Source organism: Candidatus Kaiserbacteria bacterium (assembly GCA_016699245.1).
In the GTDB taxonomy this organism is placed as follows: Bacteria; Patescibacteriota; Minisyncoccia; order Phycocordibacterales; family UBA918; genus Damh-18.
This window is the reverse complement of the sequence record CP064968.1, coordinates 679,433-698,888: the sequence shown is the minus strand read 5'-3', so window position 1 is coordinate 698,888 and position 19,456 is coordinate 679,433. Positions and strand designations below refer to the sequence as shown.

The 19,456-nt window shown below is 43.0% G+C and carries 22 protein-coding genes and 1 other RNA gene; 10 read left to right on the top strand and 13 right to left on the bottom strand.

Annotated features, from left to right (window positions below; translation table 11 throughout):
• Positions 1-67: 67 nt before the first annotated feature.
• On the top strand, positions 68-1,354 hold the full coding sequence (locus IPH92_03440; protein QQR64589.1) for a PAS domain-containing sensor histidine kinase: 1,287 nt from the start codon (positions 68-70) through the stop codon (positions 1,352-1,354).
• A gap of 40 nt (positions 1,355-1,394) precedes the next feature.
• The gene (locus IPH92_03435; GenBank protein ID QQR64588.1) at positions 1,395-1,775 is read left to right on the top strand and encodes a response regulator; all 381 of its coding nucleotides are present in this window, start codon (positions 1,395-1,397) and stop codon (positions 1,773-1,775) included.
• Positions 1,776-1,839: 64 nt separating this feature from the next.
• Here IPH92_03435 and IPH92_03430 read toward each other — a convergent pair whose 3' ends face one another.
• The 3 genes from IPH92_03430 to IPH92_03420 form a co-directional block, all read right to left on the bottom strand.
• Positions 1,840-2,346 carry a hypothetical protein gene (locus IPH92_03430; protein ID QQR64587.1) on the bottom strand — a complete coding sequence of 169 codons (507 nt, stop codon included), beginning with the start codon at positions 2,344-2,346 and terminating at the stop codon, positions 1,840-1,842.
• Between the two features lie 98 nt (positions 2,347-2,444).
• A complete protein-coding gene (locus tag IPH92_03425) occupies positions 2,445-3,641 on the bottom strand; it encodes a hypothetical protein (GenBank protein ID QQR64586.1) in 1,197 nt (398 codons plus the stop codon).
• Positions 3,642-3,644: 3 nt separating this feature from the next.
• The gene (locus IPH92_03420; protein ID QQR64585.1) at positions 3,645-4,010 is read right to left on the bottom strand and encodes a hypothetical protein; all 366 of its coding nucleotides are present in this window, start codon (positions 4,008-4,010) and stop codon (positions 3,645-3,647) included.
• A gap of 268 nt (positions 4,011-4,278) precedes the next feature.
• Between IPH92_03420 and IPH92_03415 the strand changes: the two genes are divergently transcribed.
• On the top strand, positions 4,279-4,560 hold the full coding sequence (locus IPH92_03415) for a DUF1801 domain-containing protein (GenBank protein ID QQR64584.1): 282 nt from the start codon (positions 4,279-4,281) through the stop codon (positions 4,558-4,560).
• 86 nt (positions 4,561-4,646) lie between these two features.
• Here IPH92_03415 and IPH92_03410 read toward each other — a convergent pair whose 3' ends face one another.
• Together IPH92_03410 and IPH92_03405 are read right to left on the bottom strand one after the other, a co-directional pair.
• Positions 4,647-5,129, bottom strand: coding sequence for an SRPBCC domain-containing protein (locus IPH92_03410; protein ID QQR64583.1), 483 nt, complete (start codon positions 5,127-5,129; stop codon positions 4,647-4,649).
• A gap of 9 nt (positions 5,130-5,138) precedes the next feature.
• The gene (locus IPH92_03405) at positions 5,139-5,459 is read right to left on the bottom strand and encodes a winged helix-turn-helix transcriptional regulator (protein ID QQR64582.1); all 321 of its coding nucleotides are present in this window, start codon (positions 5,457-5,459) and stop codon (positions 5,139-5,141) included.
• A 120-nt stretch (positions 5,460-5,579) separates the two neighbouring features.
• On the opposite strand from IPH92_03405, the gene IPH92_03400 reads away from it, so the two are divergent.
• Positions 5,580-6,029 carry a hypothetical protein gene (locus IPH92_03400; protein ID QQR64581.1) on the top strand — a complete coding sequence of 150 codons (450 nt, stop codon included), beginning with the start codon at positions 5,580-5,582 and terminating at the stop codon, positions 6,027-6,029.
• Between the two features lie 27 nt (positions 6,030-6,056).
• Positions 6,057-6,482, top strand: coding sequence for a VOC family protein (locus IPH92_03395; GenBank protein ID QQR64580.1), 426 nt, complete (start codon positions 6,057-6,059; stop codon positions 6,480-6,482).
• A 100-nt stretch (positions 6,483-6,582) separates the two neighbouring features.
• Here the strand turns inward: IPH92_03395 and IPH92_03390 are convergent, their stop codons facing one another.
• Positions 6,583-7,362 carry a hypothetical protein gene (locus tag IPH92_03390; protein QQR64579.1) on the bottom strand — a complete coding sequence of 260 codons (780 nt, stop codon included), beginning with the start codon at positions 7,360-7,362 and terminating at the stop codon, positions 6,583-6,585.
• Positions 7,363-7,584: 222 nt separating this feature from the next.
• Between IPH92_03390 and IPH92_03385 the strand changes: the two genes are divergently transcribed.
• From IPH92_03385 to IPH92_03375, 3 genes are all read left to right on the top strand, one after another.
• Positions 7,585-8,244, top strand: a complete 660-nt coding sequence (locus tag IPH92_03385) for a hypothetical protein (GenBank protein ID QQR64578.1) — start codon at positions 7,585-7,587, stop codon at positions 8,242-8,244.
• Positions 8,245-8,506: 262 nt separating this feature from the next.
• Positions 8,507-9,115, top strand: coding sequence for a hypothetical protein (locus tag IPH92_03380; protein QQR64577.1), 609 nt, complete (start codon positions 8,507-8,509; stop codon positions 9,113-9,115).
• Positions 9,116-9,246: 131 nt separating this feature from the next.
• Positions 9,247-9,636, top strand: a complete 390-nt coding sequence (locus tag IPH92_03375; GenBank protein QQR64576.1) for a DUF1801 domain-containing protein — start codon at positions 9,247-9,249, stop codon at positions 9,634-9,636.
• A 71-nt stretch (positions 9,637-9,707) separates the two neighbouring features.
• Here the strand turns inward: IPH92_03375 and ssrA are convergent.
• Together ssrA and smpB are read right to left on the bottom strand one after the other, a co-directional pair.
• Positions 9,708-10,114, bottom strand: a transfer-messenger RNA (tmRNA) gene (gene ssrA / locus IPH92_03370).
• Between the two features lie 93 nt (positions 10,115-10,207).
• A complete protein-coding gene (gene smpB, locus IPH92_03365) occupies positions 10,208-10,651 on the bottom strand; it encodes an SsrA-binding protein SmpB (protein QQR64575.1) in 444 nt (147 codons plus the stop codon).
• A 119-nt stretch (positions 10,652-10,770) separates the two neighbouring features.
• Here smpB and IPH92_03360 point away from each other — a divergent pair, with 119 nt between their 5' ends.
• Positions 10,771-11,409, top strand: a complete 639-nt coding sequence (locus IPH92_03360) for a hypothetical protein (protein QQR64574.1) — start codon at positions 10,771-10,773, stop codon at positions 11,407-11,409.
• Positions 11,410-11,629: 220 nt separating this feature from the next.
• The gene (gene ftsH / locus IPH92_03355; GenBank protein ID QQR65453.1) at positions 11,630-13,570 is read left to right on the top strand and encodes an ATP-dependent zinc metalloprotease FtsH; all 1,941 of its coding nucleotides are present in this window, start codon (positions 11,630-11,632) and stop codon (positions 13,568-13,570) included.
• Positions 13,571-13,728: 158 nt separating this feature from the next.
• Here the strand turns inward: ftsH and IPH92_03350 are convergent, their stop codons facing one another.
• The 5 genes from IPH92_03350 to IPH92_03330 all read right to left on the bottom strand — a co-directional run bounded on the left by IPH92_03350 (position 13,729) and on the right by IPH92_03330 (position 19,455).
• Positions 13,729-14,427, bottom strand: a complete 699-nt coding sequence (locus IPH92_03350; protein ID QQR64573.1) for an ABC transporter ATP-binding protein — start codon at positions 14,425-14,427, stop codon at positions 13,729-13,731.
• A 129-nt stretch (positions 14,428-14,556) separates the two neighbouring features.
• Positions 14,557-15,804: an FtsX-like permease family protein gene (locus IPH92_03345; GenBank protein QQR64572.1), complete on the bottom strand. Its 1,248-nt coding sequence runs from the start codon at positions 15,802-15,804 to the stop codon at positions 14,557-14,559.
• A 1-nt stretch (position 15,805) separates the two neighbouring features.
• Complete coding sequence (locus IPH92_03340; protein QQR64571.1) at positions 15,806-17,308, bottom strand: efflux RND transporter periplasmic adaptor subunit; 1,503 nt, start codon at positions 17,306-17,308, stop codon at positions 15,806-15,808.
• Positions 17,309-17,501: 193 nt separating this feature from the next.
• Positions 17,502-18,149 (bottom strand): ABC transporter ATP-binding protein, encoded by a 648-nt coding sequence (locus IPH92_03335; GenBank protein QQR65452.1) that lies wholly within the window; start codon positions 18,147-18,149, stop codon positions 17,502-17,504.
• Between the two features lie 58 nt (positions 18,150-18,207).
• Positions 18,208-19,455 (bottom strand): ABC transporter permease, encoded by a 1,248-nt coding sequence (locus IPH92_03330; GenBank protein QQR64570.1) that lies wholly within the window; start codon positions 19,453-19,455, stop codon positions 18,208-18,210.
• Position 19,456: the final 1 nt, after the last annotated feature.

Sequence of the window (19,456 nt, the reverse complement as noted above, 5' to 3'; positions counted from 1 at the left end):
AGTATATGAAACCCACATGCCTTGATATGTGACTAAATGCACACGCGCGACCTGCTATGATATATGTATGCATCCAGAGTACTCAGTTTCTTCCTCACTCACTGTGTCTGGGATAGTGTGTGTTGGTCTCATGGGAATAGGTTTTTTGGTGTGGAAGTATATCAATATACCACCTGCTTTTTTACCTATTCTTTTCGTAGGGGCAGTACTTTTTTCTTTTGCACTCATTACCGTTGTAGTATATCAATCACTTCGTATGTACGCGAGCGCACATTCCATTGCGCGGGATATTACAAGCGAAATACTAACCTATTCACGAGAACTTTTTTCAGAGTTGTATCGCAATAGCCCTGTTCCCTATATTCTTATTGATAAAACAGGAATCATTGAATCAGTTAATTTTTCTGCAGCACGATTATTTAGTATTGAGATACAAAAATTTGAGGGCGTTGATGTGTTTACGTTGATTGAAGGAGAAGATGAGCAAAAAATAGCTCTTATTCCAGAGTATTTTAAACAGGGACGCTTTGTCAATGATGTTGAAGCAATTGTGCACGAAATGGATGGGAAAGTGCACTGGGTAATGCTCTCTCTTTTTTCGTTTAGAGATACAAACAATGATTTAAAAGGTCTTATGACTTTGGTAGATATTACAAAACAGAAACAAATTGATAAAGCAAAAACAGAATTCGTCTCACTCGCATCCCATCAATTGCGTACCCCAGTCTCTGCAATGCGCTGGAACTTGGAACTTCTCGCTACGGCAACAGGTACACAACTCTCTGAACTGCAACAATCATATGTGCAAAAAATTTCCCGTGGACTTGAGCGCATGCAGACGCTTGTTGATGATTTCCTCAATGTGTCTAAACTTGAGTTGGGAACACTTTCAATTCAGCGAAGCACGTTTGATCTCACGCAGTTTTTTGGTTTGGTGGTAGAAGAGTATCGAGCATATGCTGCAACACGAGGTGTGGAAGTTGAGACAAATTGGAACGAACCGTTTGGCACCTTTTCGTCTGATTCACACCTCCTCAACATGGCGGTGAGTAACATTTTAGGTAATGCAATCAAGTACACGCCTGTCGGAGGGAAAGTGCGCGCATACGCCTTTCTTGATGAAAAGACACTCACGATTGCTATTGCCGATAATGGGATTGGTATTCCTGAAGAGGATCAAGAGATGATTTTTTCCAAGCTTTTTCGCGCCTCAAATGCTCATTCCCACGAATCGGATGGTACAGGCCTTGGGCTGTATATTGTGAAGGAAGCAATACGTATTTTAGGGGGAACTATCACTTTTGAGTCAAAACAGGGTGTGGGAACGACATTTACCGTGATATTGCCCACGTAGATAGCACACATACAGTTATTTGTAGTATACTAATAGGACTATGGAAACAACATCAAAAAGTATTTTGGTCGTTGAAGATGAAGCAGATCTTCGCGAGGCCTTAAAGACGGTGTTTATCTATGAGGACTTTACAGTATATACTGCGCCCGACGGAGAAGAGGGAATTAAAACTGCGTTTGAGAAAAAGCCAGACATCATTCTTCTTGATGTGCTTATGCCAAAAAAAGACGGCGTGACCGTCCTCAAAGAACTTCGTGCGGATGAATGGGGAAAGAGTGTGAAGGTAATCGTACTCACTGCACTTGATGACCTTGAAAAAGTGGCAGAGATTATTGCGGCAGGTGGTGACGATTATATTGTGAAGACTAATATCACGCTCAGCGCCATTGCACAAAAGGTAAAGGAGAAGCTCGCGAAATAATTTTTAAATTCTATAAAATAAAACGGCACCAGGGACGGTGCCGTTTTTGAAATATAGTTTTGGACTATGGTGTTGATTGTGGACTACTCAGATTTTTCTTCGATGTATCAAAAAGTTCATCAGTCTCAATGCGTATACCTGTTTCGCGTACTTTTGACATAAGTGTGTCGAAGTCCTCAAGAGAAGGGAACGCGTGAGCTACACTGTTATATGCTTTTATGAAACCCGCTTCACCATGAAATTGTTCCGCAAGTTCTTTGATGTACTCTGTATCAAATACACATCGCGTTTCTGGATGAAACAATGCCCAGCACGCAGTGAGAGTGGTATCACCTATAGTATCGACCATCTCAAGTATTTTCATCGCGCGCCATATGGGCACAAGTTTATGGTGTCCTTTCGGTCCCCAAAACAAGGCTCTTCTCAAATCGACTGTAAATGATCCAAGTCCAATGTGTCCACTTTCACCTGTGCCAGTGATGCCAATAAAGGGGTAGGTGAGCTTGTATCCTCCATGATGAGGGACTAAGCGTATTTTTTGTGTTCCTTTTAAACATACAGTGATGGTCACAGCGTATTCCTCCTAAGGGTGAGACAAAATATAATCTGAGAAGAACTCAGTCCAGTAGGCATTAGACCATACTTTATGCTAAAAAGCAAACTATGCACCTATACGTTCTTTAGTCCTTGTTTCCAGTCGGGATACGCGAGATGTGTTTTCTTCTCTGCTTCAAGGTGTTTGGTGATATAGGTGTATATCAACATTTCTTTTTCATCATGAACATTAAGTGAGTCTTCCATTCGATGAATAGTGTCTGCAATCCAGAGATACGAAATATAACTATCGACTGCACCCTGCTTTGCGTGAAGTACGAGTACTTTGAGTGCTTGTAAAGACGTATGTTTTTCTTTGTAGTGTCTGGTGCTCAATATTGCATTTTCCACATCAGCAAGATGAATAATATCAGCCAAAGCGACACTCACACGTAGCGTGCCTATAGTAATCGTGTATGAACTTTCATTATTGAAATGGTGTGAACCCGCAAGAGTTGCTTCAATTTCGCGTCCCGTGCCATGAAGAATCTCTTTTGAATATTTGTCGTGTGTACGCATGATGTGCAGAAGTGTGTCATCGAGTGAACATCCTACATGGGAGAGTTGTTTTTCAATCTCATCAACCGATTCCGCATCCAGATTCCCCAGAAGCAGTTTTACAGGAGCAATAGCTTGCGGACGGATATGCAACTCTTCATGGAGATAGGTGAGTAACCTATTTTCAGAAGTAATACTTGGTGGAAGTTCAAAATTTGGATTCTTAAGATGGGCTCGGAGTGCGGGGAGAAGTATATCCTCAGTATGCTCAAAGAGAAGATATGCACATTCCTCATCGCTTACGCGATTGATGACTACCGAATGAGGTACCTCGACTTTTCCAATATCATGAAGGAGACAAGAAACATAAAAGGTGTGGAGATCGACACCTTCACGTTCGAAACAGTCAGCAAGTACAATACCGTTCCAGAGTTCAGTTTCCACTTTGCTCTTTGCAATATGGTACGTGTCCACACAATGACGCGCAGTTTCGGGATCAAAGAGTTCAAGCACGGTGAGCATTTCCCATACATCTGACTCAAGATCTTCACCAAATTCTCCAAGATCTTCCCTAAAAAGTTCTTTAACACGTTGTATTTCCGCATCAAAAATCCCTTCTTGACGAAGTGTGTGGATTATATGACTAAAGCGCAAATCATCAGGATTGACTGATTTGTCGATGAGTTCTAAGTCACACGCAATAATCCGTGCACGCTCAGTCGCTGATTCAGGTGTATGTATGCTTTCAAGCGTGGAGGGACTTTCGTTGTGCATGTGCTAGATATTGAAGTGTTTTGCGTACTGACCGACAAGTGGTAACTCGACTTGCTTTTTATTGAGTACATTCACGATACCAATAATTGAGAGAACAAGCGTCGCGAGGTTTGCGAGCATGAGTACTGGAGCGAGCATATAGAGCATTGAGCCAGCAACCCACAGAGCAACTTCAATAACAACAAGCACGAGTCCCTGCTTGATATGAAACTTCACTACTGGATTTTCCTTTGCGGTGAAGTAGGGAATAAGTACGAGAATACCAATATACGCCAGTACGCTCATCAGTACAGTATTGTCCTGTGGCACTTCAGCTGGTTTTGGTGCTTCAGTTGCTGCGGGAACGGGGGTTGTTTCAATGTCGTTCATAAAAAGGATTATTATAATGGTAAACCAAACAACGTAACTCTATATATTGTATGCTCTTTTTGCTCTGTCGCAAAGGGCATTTGTTATTTGTGTGGTGAGGCAGTTGCAGTGATTAGAGATACCAGAGTGGTATAGGTGGTGGGGGCTAATACAGTGGATTGTTGCAACCGCTTGAGTTGGGGTAAAATAGTACGAATGGAAAACTTTTAAAACAGTACAATCATATATTTCAGCCCAGCCGAAAGAACTAAGGTCTGTGTTGAACGAAATGTATGGCATTGTAAAAGGAGAGGCGCCTCTAGCCCATGAGGCTATCAAATATGGGATGCCAACGCTTGTGGGGAATAAAAATATCGTCCACTTTGCGGCGATGAAGAATCATCTCGGTTTTTATCCGACACCGTCCGCCATCACTCATTTTGCGAAAGAACTCGCTTCGTACAGTACGTCAAAGGGGTGCGTAAGATTTGTGTATAGCAAACCGCTCCCAAAGTCGTTAATTGCAAAGATGGTACGCTTTCGTGTACAAGAAGACCGCAAAGGTAAGTAACGAGAGATACATCGTTTGACTTAAATGGAGAGTTCAAATTTTTTGAAGGGAGTGGATTTTTGGTAAGAAGTCTATATACACCAGATTTAATGTGTGAGTAGCGCCTCGAGTTGATTGAGTCCCATATCGAAACCTTCTTTCATCCCCATGTTAACAACAGTTTCTAGTCCATCTGCAGAATTATAGGTGGTGGTGACACAGATGTGTGTTACTCCATCAGCGTGAGAGAACTCAACTTTCCAATGGCTCGTTGGCATTTCAGTATTTATTTCCCAATGCTCGTTCGTAAATGAATCCTCAGCAGTAAATTCCTGTTCTTGCGTGATGGTAAGGTATTTATTTATACAGTAGTGAGCATCACCTTCTGGTCCTTTCATGATGTATCGCCACTCACCACCTTCAGTAAAAGAAAACGAGTGAGTGATTGCGTTATATGGCTTTGGTCCCCACCACATGTCTAACATTTCACTGTCAGTCCACGCGTGCCAAACTTTTTCGAGTGTTGCATTAAATGATCTCTTTGCAATCAGTGTCTTTTTATCTTCTCCTATTGTGTAGTTTGTTTTCATAAAATAATATTAGTGAGTAATTAAATCTTCTAATGCGGTGAACCGAGTCTCCCAAAGCTGTTCATAGCGTTCTAAGTGCACTGTCGCAATTTCGATTGTGCGCGGAACAGCGGTTATAATTTGTTGTTTACCTTTGCGCTTTTTCTCGATGAGTTGTGCACGTTCGAGTACACCAATATGCTTAGCGATGGCTGCAAAAGATATTTGATATGACTGAGCGAGATCAGAAATCGAGAGGGAAGCTTCAGCAACACGACGCAAGATATCCCGTCTTGTTTTATCTGCTAGGGCGCTGAAGATAGTATCTAGATTTAGACTTTGTTCAACCATATAGTTGAATGATAGTATAAAAGAAAAGGGAGGTCAATTAAATTCCTGTGTCTTACTCTGACGGTTGAGCAATTTTCTCTCTGTCCGGAAGTACCAGATGCTCTGCTATAATTTATATATATGAAAGAAATCATACTTCATGATCAGTGGGTGATTAACGCATCTATTGAAGATGTTGCGAGGATAATGACCGATTTTGAAAAACTTCCTGAATATTTTCCGAAGGTTGCTGAGTCGGTGGTAGTTAATAAACAAGAAGGTAATAACCTGGAGATGGAAGCGACTGTAAAATCATTTGGTAGATCATTTAAGGTAAAAATGAAAACCCAAATTCTCCCAGGGAAAGGATTTATTTCAGATAATGATAGTTATCAATTTGGCACTTCTGGACATGAGGAACTATTGCTCTCTGAACATAAAGAGGGAACATTGATTGACTATACGTATCAAGTTTCCATTCATAAGCCATGGCTTCGCATCGTCGCAACACCCTTAATCAAGTGGTACTCAATGAAATTCTGGGAGAAGGCGGTTATCGGTGAGTTGCGGAAGATGCTCGAGACACAGTAGATATTAAAACAATATAAAACTATCACTATGAAAACAATGAGTCCGTGGATAAATTTTAACGGAAATGCTGAAGAAGCATTCAATTTTTATAAATCTGTCTTTGGTGGAGAGTTCACCAAAGTAATTCGTTTTAAAGACATTGCCAGTGATGAATTTCAAGTAAGCGAAGAAGATGCAGAAAAAATCATGAATATTACGTTATCTATGGGAAGTACACATTCACTCATAGGAAACGATGTTCCTGCATTTATGGGAAAAGTAAATGAAAATGAAAACAGAAGTAAAATTCATATAGACGCAGAGAGCAAAGAAGAAGCAAAGAAAATATTTACAGGGCTTTCGAGTGGAGGGCAAGTAGAAGTACCAGTCGATGATAGTGCAGAGGAAATATTTGCTATGTTTAGAGACAAATACGGTATTGAATGGATTATTGAGTTTAGTCCTACTGTATAAAGTAACTTAAAACTTTTCCTTAAAATAGTGGATCTGTGGTGAAAAGAAGAGCCACCCAATACCGTATCGGTAGGGTGGCTAAGTGGCAGGGGTGGCGTGGTTACTTCAGAAACTCGAGCAAACGCTCAGCCTTCCAGAGTTCCCAGTCTTTGAAGGTTTTTTCGGCATCGGGGTGACCGGTGCGAAGTTTCAGACCGAATTGCTCGACTGTCGCTTCACAGTAGGCAAAACCAGCTTGCTCGATGGCCTGTACCGCATTGCCCATACCCCATTCGATGTTCGCGATCATCGCCCGGATTACATGTTGAGGCGACGTTTTGTTCACGAAAAGAATGAAGTGCCCGACCAGTTTGTTCCGGAGGACATCTTGGTCAATAGTACCGAAGTGTTCGGCGGGCTTGTCGAGGATGGCGGCATCGTATGTGGGTGCGGGCACCGCGCTTTCAATGTATTCCCTGACACGCAAGGTACACGCTTCGCCCAGCCTGAACAGCAAGCGGTCATAGCCGTAAGCATCGAGATATGCCGCAAGAACCTCGACGCCTGTATTACCGAAGAAGGACTCGGTGGACATGCAACATTCACGTACCACGATTTCGGGCGTGATGCCATCACGTTCGGGAAGGTCTACCCACCGTATACGTTCAATGCCTTCAGCCCAACTGGTGTAGAGCGTATCAAGTCCGTGTCGCATACTCATCAAACACTCCATTTCGATTTGGTCGATAAGGTCTTCAGGATGATGTCGCCTTTCAGCAGCGGCCGTGGCTGCCTCCATGCGTTCCTTGTGTTCGACGATTTTCTGCGGTAGAGGCCTACCGTTTTGCATGTGGTCTAAAATGCGTATTGTCGCTTCGCGACTCAATACTTTGTGCGTCATGTGGTTCTCCTAGAAGGTTCAAATTGATGGGGAACTTATAGGGTTCTGCACCCAAAAGCTAGTCGAACAGTATAATGAAAAGGTTGGTTTGTAAATACAGACTGGTAATGCGCTTGCACATTACCAGTATCTATTGACTTAAGTGTGTTTATATTTTAGGGTATGACAAGTTCTTTTACATGAATCCAGACAGTTTCGTCATAGCAGAAAGTGGCCATATTTATGGCTATTCTCTGCTATGACGAAACCAGTCGGCCAAGTCCCCTAGCAACAAACAAAAACCTTGAAATGGAGTCAGTTATGGTATCTACTCAACGTAATGCAGAATTGGAAGCGGCTTTCGAAAAAGGAGCTGCCTGGGGAGCAAGTATCAAATTCCTCGACACGATTAACTCGGTCGATGAGTTAGAAGAACTTGCTCCCTTGCTGAAAGACGCGAGTCGTCAAGATTCCGAGCCAGTCGATGATAGACTGCTTTCCTTTTATCGGAAATGTCTCACTCTCTGGCCTGATCCGAAACTGGAAGACTGGTTTATGAAGGAGTTTCCACTGGTAACCGCACGTCTCGACACTCCGCAGAAAGTTCGAATTTTCCTGCGAGGCGCTGAGTTCCGTCGAGTGAGCGTTTCGACGATGGCGTCCGTTTTCGAGGACATCATCAAGAAACACGAAGGCGAAGGACAGAAAGTGGTTCGATATGAGCGCTATCGCGGAAATTCTTGGTGTGACGCTCTCCGTATCGTGTATCACACTCAACTCCAAGCCTGGACTCTGACTGGCCTGATGTTGCCCGGATACACGCGCTGTAGCATCTGTAGTGTCGAAGGACTGTCCATCGACTGGCGTTCCAAAGAAGAAAGGGAGGCCGCCGGCGAACAGTAACAACAAACGCTATGAAGATGCTCGTATCACTCCACCCCCCTCGAACAATTTAGTTCGAGGGGGTTTTATTTTTTTGTAAAGTCGAAATGAATTATTTTGACTTCCGTATTAGGACTAACTTTTTTATCATTTTCTCCATAGGTCAGACCTATGGAGAAAAACAGCCCTAGTTAGCCATATATATTGAGTGTGACTAGCCACATAAAGATAGTAGAACAGTAATGTATAATCAAGTTGTATTTATGAGTCTAGGAAAGAAAACATGGGATTTGAAGGTTTAAATAAACCAATAAAGAATACGATAGAAACAGACAAATATGGCAATCCTGAAAAAGGAGAACAGTTACTTGAACAAGATGTGGCAAGTTGTAGAGACTTCAGAGATTTGATTGTGAATGTTATAGATAGATATGACGATTGGAAATACTCAGATGGGGAACCAATGGATAAAGAACAACTAAAAGAAATAATAAATTCTGTAAGGTTGGGTGAAAGAGGGGTCGAGACTGTAACCCGACGATATGGTTTGCGTAGTAAAGTGACAGAACTTTTAAATCAATTAATTACGAATATAGAAGAACCAGCAAAAATTGAAAGTAAAGAAGAAGATTTAACTTCTCCTGAGAACCAAGCTAAGTTAGCACAAGAGTATCTTGATGCCTATGCAGACTATAGAGAAATTGCTGACAGAAGAAGTAATGATTTGAGAATATTGGATAAATTAAGAGATGAGGCGGTTTCTCCAGAATCAATCGCTGAGCAGGAAGCTTTATTCGCTTCAACACATGATGCAGAAGAGATGGCAATGAAAAAGTATGTAGAAATTGGTAAAAAATTAACAGAGCAAACTAAAAATGAATACTTAAGATAATACTATAATACCGCTCAATAGAGCGGTATTATTAATGTGGTGGAGCAGTTTAACTCAAGTAAAAACCTCTTTGATAGAAATGGAGTGTCCTAATTTTTTGAAGATTATTGATTTGTGGTAAATTTATGTATATGGAAAAGTATAAATCATTAGAAGAATTTTTTTCTGGTCAAGATGCTGAAAAACTCCAGCAAATCATGGCAGTACGTAAAGTTATTTTGAGCTCTAGTTCTGATTTAACAGAATCTCTCAAGTGGAATGCTCCAAATTATTTATATAAAGGAGAAGATCGCATCACTTTTAATGTGATGAATAAGCAAAATAAAGTGAAAGTTGTAATCCATATGGGTGCTAAAAAGAAGGAAGATAAGAAAGGCTCACCTGTTATTGCCGATCCTGATGAGTTGGTAGAATGGAACTCTGATATCCGGGGGGTTATTCAGTTTGAAAATTTAAATGATATAAATTTGAAAAGTAAAAATTTCAAAAAACTAATTAAGAACTGGCTAAACGTTGCATAACGTTGCATAACGTTGAAGTTGTCATTAAAAAACTGCCTTCGGCAGTTTTTTAATGTTCTATGTATTTCTATATGTGGAGATGGGCGGATTTGAACCGCCGTCCGAGAGTGACCGAACGTCTGGGTCTACAGTGTGTAGTTTACCTTTTGATTTGAACTGATGATGTAAAAGGAAAACCAAAGCATCAGCAGTCGAGCCTCGAAGAATTTGGTCTCTACCGGAGGCGAGGGAAGAGACTAGAGCCTGATGTTTATATCACCACGCGTATCGTATTAGGCATTCGACACGGTGATGCCACACGAGCGGGGTAACCTAATTTCTTGGGTTACGCGAATGCTGGTGCGAATCCGAATGCGTTAGCATAAGGACTTGGTACGCTTTTCTTAGCACGTACGGATAGATGCATTTTAACGAAGTTACATCCAACTTCGACACTGCACAGATCGTGCGGGGCAAACCGTCAAAGCCTGTCATCCCCCCATTGGTACCTTTTGAAAGACTTCAAAAAGTGACAATGGGCGAATTGCTGGCTTATACAATGACGTACCCGAGGGTACTTTATTACCGGTAACTACTGGTACTTAAAATCGCGGGCGAGGTCGCGCTTCACGTCGCGTTCTTTGATACTTTCACGCTTGTCTTGCTTTTTCTTTCCACGGGCAAGGGCAATACGTAGCTTGATTTTTGAATTAACATTATGCCACTTAATGGGCACTATTGTCAAACCCTGGCGTTCGCTCCCTTGGTCGAGAATTTGAATTTCCTTTTTATTGAGGAGGAGTTTGCGGGGACGCTCGGGGTCATACCCTTTGCCTGCATTTACTTGCTGGAAAGCGGGAATAGACGCACCCACGAGAAATGCTTCGCCACCACGGATAATCACGTGCGCTCCGTCTAGTTTCCCTTGGCCATTACGGAGTGATTTTACCTCGGTACCGAGCAGGGAAACACCCGCCTCGTAGGTCTCGAGGATTTCAAAATCAAAGGTGACCCGTTTGTGTACAATGAGTGCCATCTTCCTACTATAACGTTTCTCGCGAATGGAGGGAAGTGTGATTAGGAAAGAAGTTCGCTCTCATTACTTTCATGGTGAAGAAAATTCATGCTGGTTTCAGCATGATACACTATACTTATATGTTAGAAGCAATACTCAGCCAAACTGAGATTTACCTCCAATCAGATATAGCCCTCGTAAGTCTTTTTGTAATTTGGCTCATTACCTTTCTAACCGGAGAAAATGGAGCGCTCCTCGCTCTTGTTCTGGCTTTTCAGGGATATCTTCCTATTCAGGATGCTATCCTCTTTTCATTTCTCGGGTCACTCTCAGCTGATATCTTTTGGTATGGTATGACCGTAAGTACAATCCGCCCATGGATTGAGAAAAAATTTAAGAAGAAGTTTCCAAAAAAAGTTGAAGCAGAGCAACGCTCATTTTTTGCACTTGCAGATACACATCCTTATATTGTGCTCGTTTTCATAAAATTTTTAGTGGGCATACGATTGTTTCTTACGGTGTATATTATCTCCAAAAAGAATATTCCATTTATTCGCTACGTCATAGTAAATGTGTTTGCAAACATTCTTTTCATAGCAGGACTTACGCTCCTCGCTTGGTTTTTCAGTGAGAGTACAGAATATGCATTTAAGACAGAGCAAACTATTACTCATTTGTTTACACTCATCGTGGTTGTCTCTATTGGGGGAAATATCGTGTTACGCTTTCTTGAGAAGGTTGTATTGAAAATTATTAATACGCCGAAAGAAAAAAAATAACCAAAATAATAGAGTGATGGATATTTTGTGCAGATTTATATTTCGCTCCTGATTTCTCGCAAAAATGCCCAGTATATGTATAATGGGCATCATGACACAGAATCACGAACCACAAAAAAATACACCGCCTGCTCCGGGTGAAAATGAAACAATTTCCACTGAAACGGGTACTGATAAGCCTAAAAACAAGAAGAAATCCCCGCTCAAAATGCCTGACCGTATGCCCGTAGGTCCCGGTAATTTTTGGAACAATATTCTTTCGACTGTTCTTTTCCTGATTGCGCTCACATTCCTTTATTCCTATGCGACGGATACAAATGGAGAACCCGAGGAATATTCAGTCTCACAGATTGCAGAACAAATAAAGAATGATGAGATTAAAGAGATTGTGGTAAAGGGTACCGCGCTCGAAATTCACTACAAAGATGAAACGCGCACACAGGGTCTTTCCAAAAAAGAGAATGATGCTGCCATCACCGAAACACTTACAAATCTCGGTGTAACATCTGAACAAATCTCTCGTGTTGCGATTAAGGTACAGAATGAGTCTGGATTCAAATATTGGCTCTCTAATCTTGCACCTTTCTTATTCCCACTCATTTTGCTCGGGTTTATCATTTGGTTTTTCACGCGCTCGGTAAAGGGTGCGGGGATGCAGGCGCTCAACTTTGGTTCCTCAAAAGCGCGTGTTATCTATCCTGACGACACAACGCAAAAAGTAACCTTCAAGGATGTTGCGGGTGCAAAGGAGGCAAAACAGGAACTCGAAGAAATCGTAGACTTTCTCAAGAACCCAAAGAAGTTTCTCGATATTGGTGCGCAGATACCGAAAGGGGTGATGATGATGGGTGCACCGGGTACCGGAAAGACGCTCCTTGCACGCGCCGTTGCGGGTGAAGCAGGGGTACCGTTCTTCTCAATTTCTGGTTCTGAATTCGTTGAGATGTTTGTGGGAGTTGGAGCAAGTCGTGTACGTGACCTCTTCCAGATGGCAAAGAAAGCAGCGCCGGCAATTATTTTTGTTGATGAAATCGACGCGGTAGGGCGCGTGCGAGGCACGGGTGTGGGGGGAGGGAACGACGAACGTGAGCAAACCCTCAATCAAATCCTCGTGGAGATGGACGGCTTTGAGCCGAATGAAAAAGTGGTGGTGATAGCAGCCACGAATCGTCCTGACGTACTCGATCCCGCGCTCTTGCGCCCTGGCCGCTTCGACCGCCGTGTGACGATTGACCTTCCTGATCGTATCGACCGTGAAGCAATTCTCCAAGTGCATGCCCGCAAGAAGCCACTCCAGGAAGATGTGAATCTCGATATTATTGCGCAACGCACACCAGGCTTCTCAGGAGCCGACCTGTACTCGCTCATGAATGAAGGTGCTATTCTCGCCGCGCGTGAGAGTAGGAAGAAGGTGGGGCAGTTCGACCTCATTCGCTCTATAGAAAAGGTGATGCTCGGCCCCGAGCGCAAGAGCCATGTGCTCAGTCGTCGCGAGCGCGAGATTACCGCCTATCATGAGGCAGGGCATGCGCTCGTGGCATCAGTACTTCCGTATGCCGACCCCGTACAAAAGATTTCTATCATCTCGCGCGGACGCGCTGCAGGATACACGCTCAAGCTTCCTGACGAAGATCGTCGCATGCAGTCAAAGAAGGAGTTTCTCGATGATATTGCAATGACCTTAGGTGGCTATGTCACCGAGGAGATGATTTTTGACGACCTCACCACTGGCCCTTCCAATGACTTGCAGGTGATTGCCAATCTCGCGCGCGACATGGTGACCAAGTATGGCATGAGTGACAAGTTTGGTCCTATTGCACTTGAAGGTACAGGTGGCCGTCTTATTGGCGGCGGTATGAGCGAAGACCGTGGTTATTCACTTGAGGTCGCAAAGCAAATTGACGAGGAAGTTAATATGATTGTGGAATCGGCTCGTATGCGCGCAAAAGATATTCTCGTGCGCCATAGGAAAGCACTCGATGCGGTAGCAAAGCGTCTCCTTGAGGTAGAGACACTTGAGCGTGATGAGTACGAAGCGATTTTGAAAACAGAGGGGGTAAAGATAGAGGATGCATACAAGGCAATGCGCGAAAAAGAAGAGCGAATTGGTGATCCTTCGAAAGTGCTTGAGCCTGCTACCGACACGCTTGCAGGAAAATAATTGAAGTAAATAAAAAACACCACGGACGCAGTACCTGCGCCCGTGGTGTTTTTTATTTCATTCATATGCAGATGATTTCGTGGCAGTGGTGGCGCGAGGTAGATACATTGCTTATTATTAACACTCATTGGGAATACGCGATTAAAGATTATATGTTCTCAAACTCTGTACTCTGGTGTTGTATCACGCACATCCTCATGGGTAATAACACCATCCTCGAGAAAGATAATCCTATTGCACTTATCGGTGTACTCTGCTTCATGGGTAACCATAACAACGGTTTGTCCACTTTGATTTATTTCAGCAAGAAGATCAATGATTCTGCGACCTGAGACACTGTCAAGGTTTGCGGTTGGTTCATCTGCAAACAGAATTTTTGGCCTTCCTGCTATTGCGCGAGCAATTGCAACACGTTGCTGTTCGCCACCAGACATTTTGTTGGGAAGATGTGTGTACCTCGTCTCAAGCCCTACGCGTTCAAGAGCAGTATGAGCCAAATTCTCTGCTTCATCCCATTTCATATTGCGCATAAGGAGTGGGAGTATGACATTTTCAAATGCAGTGAGATCGAGAATGAGTGCGTAATCTTGGAAAACATAGCCCAACGTGTTGAGTCTGAAGATAGTAAGTTCATCTTCATTCAGTGCAAGAATATCGGTTCCTGCAACAGTAATACTTCCTTCACTCGGTTTATCGAGGGCTGATAGTTGGTACATAAGCGTAGATTTACCAGCCCCCGATTTACCCATGATTGCAATGAACTCATTCTCTCGAACAGAAAGTGACACATTTTTGATAACATGGAGTGACGTATCCGCTTCTATAAAATATTTGTGTATACCGAAGGCCGAAATCATTACTGAGTCTGTTCGGGGTGTATTCTGTTGTATATGCTCGAATGCCATTCAGTCGTGATTGTTAATAGTATATATTACGATTTTTCTCTGCTTATTGTATATTCATTACCAGTTTTCACAAAACAAATTTTATTTTCTACCAAGCACTGCATTGAGTGTATTTTGCCTTGTAATGAGCCATGCGGGAACGAATCCAGCGATGAGTGTTACGCATATGAGTGCACCTGCACGAAGGAAAAGATCGGTGTCGGTGAGTGAAAGAGACACATATGAATAGGGGAAGTCGATAGGATTCTCTATGAAGTAGGGAATAAGGAAAAAATATGTGAGGAAGAGACCAAGTGCCGCCCCGATAATGGTGTATGTTCCTGCTTGTATGACGTATGCGTATTCAATACTCTCCTTACTCATGCCAATCGCTTTGAGGATACCAATTTGCCGTCTCCGTGAAAGTGCGTTGATGAAAATAATGATAAAAATAGTAATAGACGCCACGATGATACCAATGACACCAACAAATAGACCAAGAACGTCGAACGTCTTCGACACGTCAAGTATATATTTTGGTAATGACTCTGTAAAAGTCTCTACGCGAGTGAACAAACGTATATCAGTCATTTGCAATGCTTTTTTTACTACATCTTCATCTTCTCCTGGTTTTAATCTAACGATAATCTGATTAACATTATGGTCATCGCGACCAAAAAGTCGGCGAAATTCTTTCTCAGGCATGAACATACTGAAAGAGATGAGATCAATTTTTGAATCAATGATTCCTTTTACCACAAATTCTTCACTTCTATCTCCTGCAGTGACACGCACGGTGTCACCAGGGTATACGTTTTCAAGTGAGGGAAATACACTTCCAAATTCCACGGCATAACGGTCTATTGCATATTTTCCGAGTATGATGTAACCACTCTCTCCTTCTTTGAAGTATTCGCCCTCACTGATAATCGACTCAATGGCGACTGTCTCTGCTTCCTTCACAGGATTAATACCTGTCATGGTAATAGAGATAATGTCTGGATCAATACTGAGGTCACGACGTTCTTTGTAGTTTGCTTCTATCGTCGCGAGATTTGTATAGCGGGGTGAATACGATTGAATTTCGGAGAATGTATCGAGTATTCCGAAGATGCGTGCTGATTCCTTTATGGCGCTTTCACCAGCGAGGGGGTTAATGATAATGTCCGCAAGCCCCTCACTACGGGTTGCCTTCATAGCGCCATCAACGATACCTGAAAGAATGCCACTGACAACGACGAGATTGAGAAACGTGAATACGATGACAATAATAATAAGTATTGTTGTCCAGGGATTCGTGTGTTGCATCTGTCTCAGGCCTAGAAATAGTCCAATGCGGAGATTGAGCATACTATGGTGCAGTTACTTGAGTTCCGAGTGGAAGATCAATAATCTCGACAAGACCATTTGTACCCACAAGGCCGGTCGTAATTTGTGTCGGGGTGGTTTCATTTTCTCTATATACAAAGTTTTTTCCATTTTTGCGTTCTATAAATCGTTCTGGGAGAGTGAGCGCTTGTTGTTTTTCTTTGGTGATGATACGAACATCGGCATTGAGACCTGCGCGGAGCCAATCAGGAGCAGTTTCAAATGTAATTTTTGTATCATAATATGCAACACCTTCTACTTGCTCTGCGTAGGGTGAGATGTAGGCAATAGTTCCTCGAAGTGGTGTTTCGGGGAGCGCATCAAAGGTGACGTCTGCTTGATTACCAAGTTGTATCTTAGCAACATCAACTTCAGGAATACGTGCCTTGAACTCGTAACGACCATTTTCCATGAGCGAAATAGAACGAGCGGGGTGTACTACCTCGCCCACTCGAAGTGTATTTTCGGTAATAGTACCCGCAAAGGGAGCCCGAATGGTGTAGTCGCGTATCTCTGCTTCAAATCGGGCAACATCTGCTCGCGCGGCTGCTATATTTGCCTGAGCACCCCCCAGTAACCCTTGTCGTGCAGGTGCTATTACACTCGACTCCGTATTCTGCGCAAGAGTGAGCGCTTGTGTTGCGCGCTCGATTGCGTTTGTACGCTCGGTGACTGCAAGATCATATGCATTTTTTAGATTTAGGTACTCTGGGCTTCGTGTGTTGGGAAGGCTAATAGTCCATGTGGTATTGCGATACCTATCATTATCATCGAATTGAATAGTGAGCCCGCACATGCCGAGCGGTGTAGCAACAGCAGTGTACGCTGTGTACGTACCACTCTCGAGACCGGTGAGAACATATGAATAACCACTCGCAGATTGAGAACTGAATACTTTAAGCGTGTACCCCCCTTCTGTATCACAGATATAGTTCCCTGAAATGATTGGGGGAATGTCATCATTTGTGCTTTTTTCAGGAATGGCGGTGAGTCCCTCTGAAAGAAGTCTTGCGCGTGCATTTTTTACAATAGCATCGTATTCCTTAGTGACTCGTGCGAGTTCTGCATCTGCTATCGCAACGTTTGTTTTTGCTATTTGCTTGTCAACGTCTTGTGTCCCCGCAGCAATATCATCTTTTGTATACTCATAATACGCAAGTGTTTCCTTTGCGGATTCGTATGATGCAATGATGGAATCCTGGGTAAGTGATGCAATAATATCTCCCTCTTTCACAACGTCCCCCTCTCGAAAAAAGATGTGCTGTATGGTGCCGGAAACAGGGAAGCCGAGTTTTGCTATATTAAGCGCATCCATCTTTCCAGATGCTTTTACGAACACTGAGATATTTGCGTGTGATACACGCTCAGTTGGCCGGATTTCTTTATTCGACTCATGACTTTTCATGTAGAAAAATGCACCAATGAGAATTACCCCAAGGGTGAAAAGCGTATACAACACAAAATAACGCGTGAAGAGTATCTTCATACTTTCATTCAGTATAACAAGCAACAGGTAAAAAATACATGTAATTATATGAAAAGAGTGAGTAGTAATTTTGAGTCTACAGAGAATGCCGAGGTTACGTAACTGACGAGATGAAGGGATATCTATAGTTTAAAAGGAGTATAAAATATGGTATTACATCTTTTTTGTATACTTATAATATGGAGTGTTGATGTTACGCAATAGTGCATCTATTTTTATTTTGTTCCTCTTTCACCACAACACCATCTTCCATGTACACGAGTCGATTGCAGTATTTTACGTACTCTTCTTCGTGCGTCACCATAACAATCGTTTGACCCTTGCAATTGAGGTCGCCAAGGAGGTCGATGATGGCATTTCCTGAGATACTATCAAGATTGGCCGTTGGTTCATCGGCAAAAATAATCTTTGGATTACCGGCAATGGTGCGCGCAATCGCTACACGCTGTTGTTCACCACCAGAGAGTTGTGCAGGAAGGTTGTTGTATTTATCGGAAAGCCCAACCGCAATAAGTGCTTCCTCCGCATGCATTTTTGCTTCTTCCCACGACTGGTCTTTCATAAGGAGGGGGACGACTATATTCTCTCCTGCGCTTAAATCAGGTACAAGGGCATAGTCCTGAAAGACGTAGCCAAGGGTATTGAGGCGAAAGAGTGTTTGCTCGTGTTCGGTGAGTTCACTCACCGTGACACCATCAATGGTGAGCGTGCCTTCAGTGGGGCGGTCGAGGACAGAGAGTTGGTACATGAGTGTCGATTTACCTGCGCCTGATTTTCCCATGATAGCAATGAAGTCACCTTCGTGAACGTCGAGTGTAATGCCTTTGAGCACGTGGGTCATCAAGTCCCCAGTACCAAACGAGCGATGAATATTTTTTGCCGTAATGAGTGCCATAATACTATTTGCGTCCAAGGATTGAATTAAGGGTGTTTTGGCGGGTAATGAGCCATGCAGGTAGGAAGCCAGCGATAAGGGTAATAATAAAGAGTGTCAGGAATTTATAAAAAGTACTCAGTGGGTCGGCAACAAGGACACCATCGCTGAAAGGGAATTGAATTGGATTGTTGTCAAAGTATGGGACTAGGAAACCGTACGTGACGAGTGCACCTATCAGGGAGCCTACAAGCGCATAGAACGCAGCTTGGAGCACGTACGCAATCTCAATAGCACGTTCTGAAACACCAATACCTTTCAAGATACCGATGTATCTGCGTCGCGAAAGCGCGTTGATAAAGATAATAATAAAAATGGTAATTGAAGCGACGACAATGCCTATCGAGCCTGTGAATGCACCGAGAATATTAAAGGTATCTTTCATGTCGATGAGGAACTTCGGCAAACTTTCTTCAAACGTTTGAATTTTTGCATACTGTTCAATACCACCAGCAACCAAAGCATTTTTGACTGTCACATTTTGGGATGGTGAATCAAGACGTATCACAATCTGGTCCGCGTTTTGGTCGAGTTTGCCAAAAAGACGTCTAAACTCACGCTCGGGAATGTATGTGTTGAGACTGATTTCATCTACTTTTGAATTGATGAGGCCTTTCACTTTCATTTCTTTTGAAACGCCATTCAGAGAAATACGCACCGTGTCCCCAGGATGCACATTAGACACACTATCAAATACATCACCAAATTTTTGAGCGTACTCCTTGATGTAATACACTCCGACGAGTATGTAGCCTTCTTCATCGGGATTGAGATACTCACCTTCAACCACATAGTCACTTAAGTGGGTCATTGCATCTTCATGAATGGGATCTATACCGGTAAGGATAATTTGCGCGGTGTCGCGTTCGTTACTCAAGTCACGACGTTCTTTAAAATTAGCTTCAAGAAGTGCACTTCCTTTGAGTCTCGCTGAGTATGACTCCAATTCTGGATATGTAGCGAGTTCGCGAATGATATTCGGAGTATTGAGGATTGCTGCTTCACCGACGAGCGGGGTGATCACAATGTCACCCACAGAGCTCTCACGTACGGCGCGTTCGGCACCCACAATAATTCCTACCAAGATTCCCGAAAGCGCAATGAGATTCAGAAAAGTAAACATCATCACAAAGATAATGAGCATCGTTGTCCACGTGCTTGCACGTTGAATTTGCCTGAAGCCGAGAAGTAATCCGATACGAAGACTGCGCATA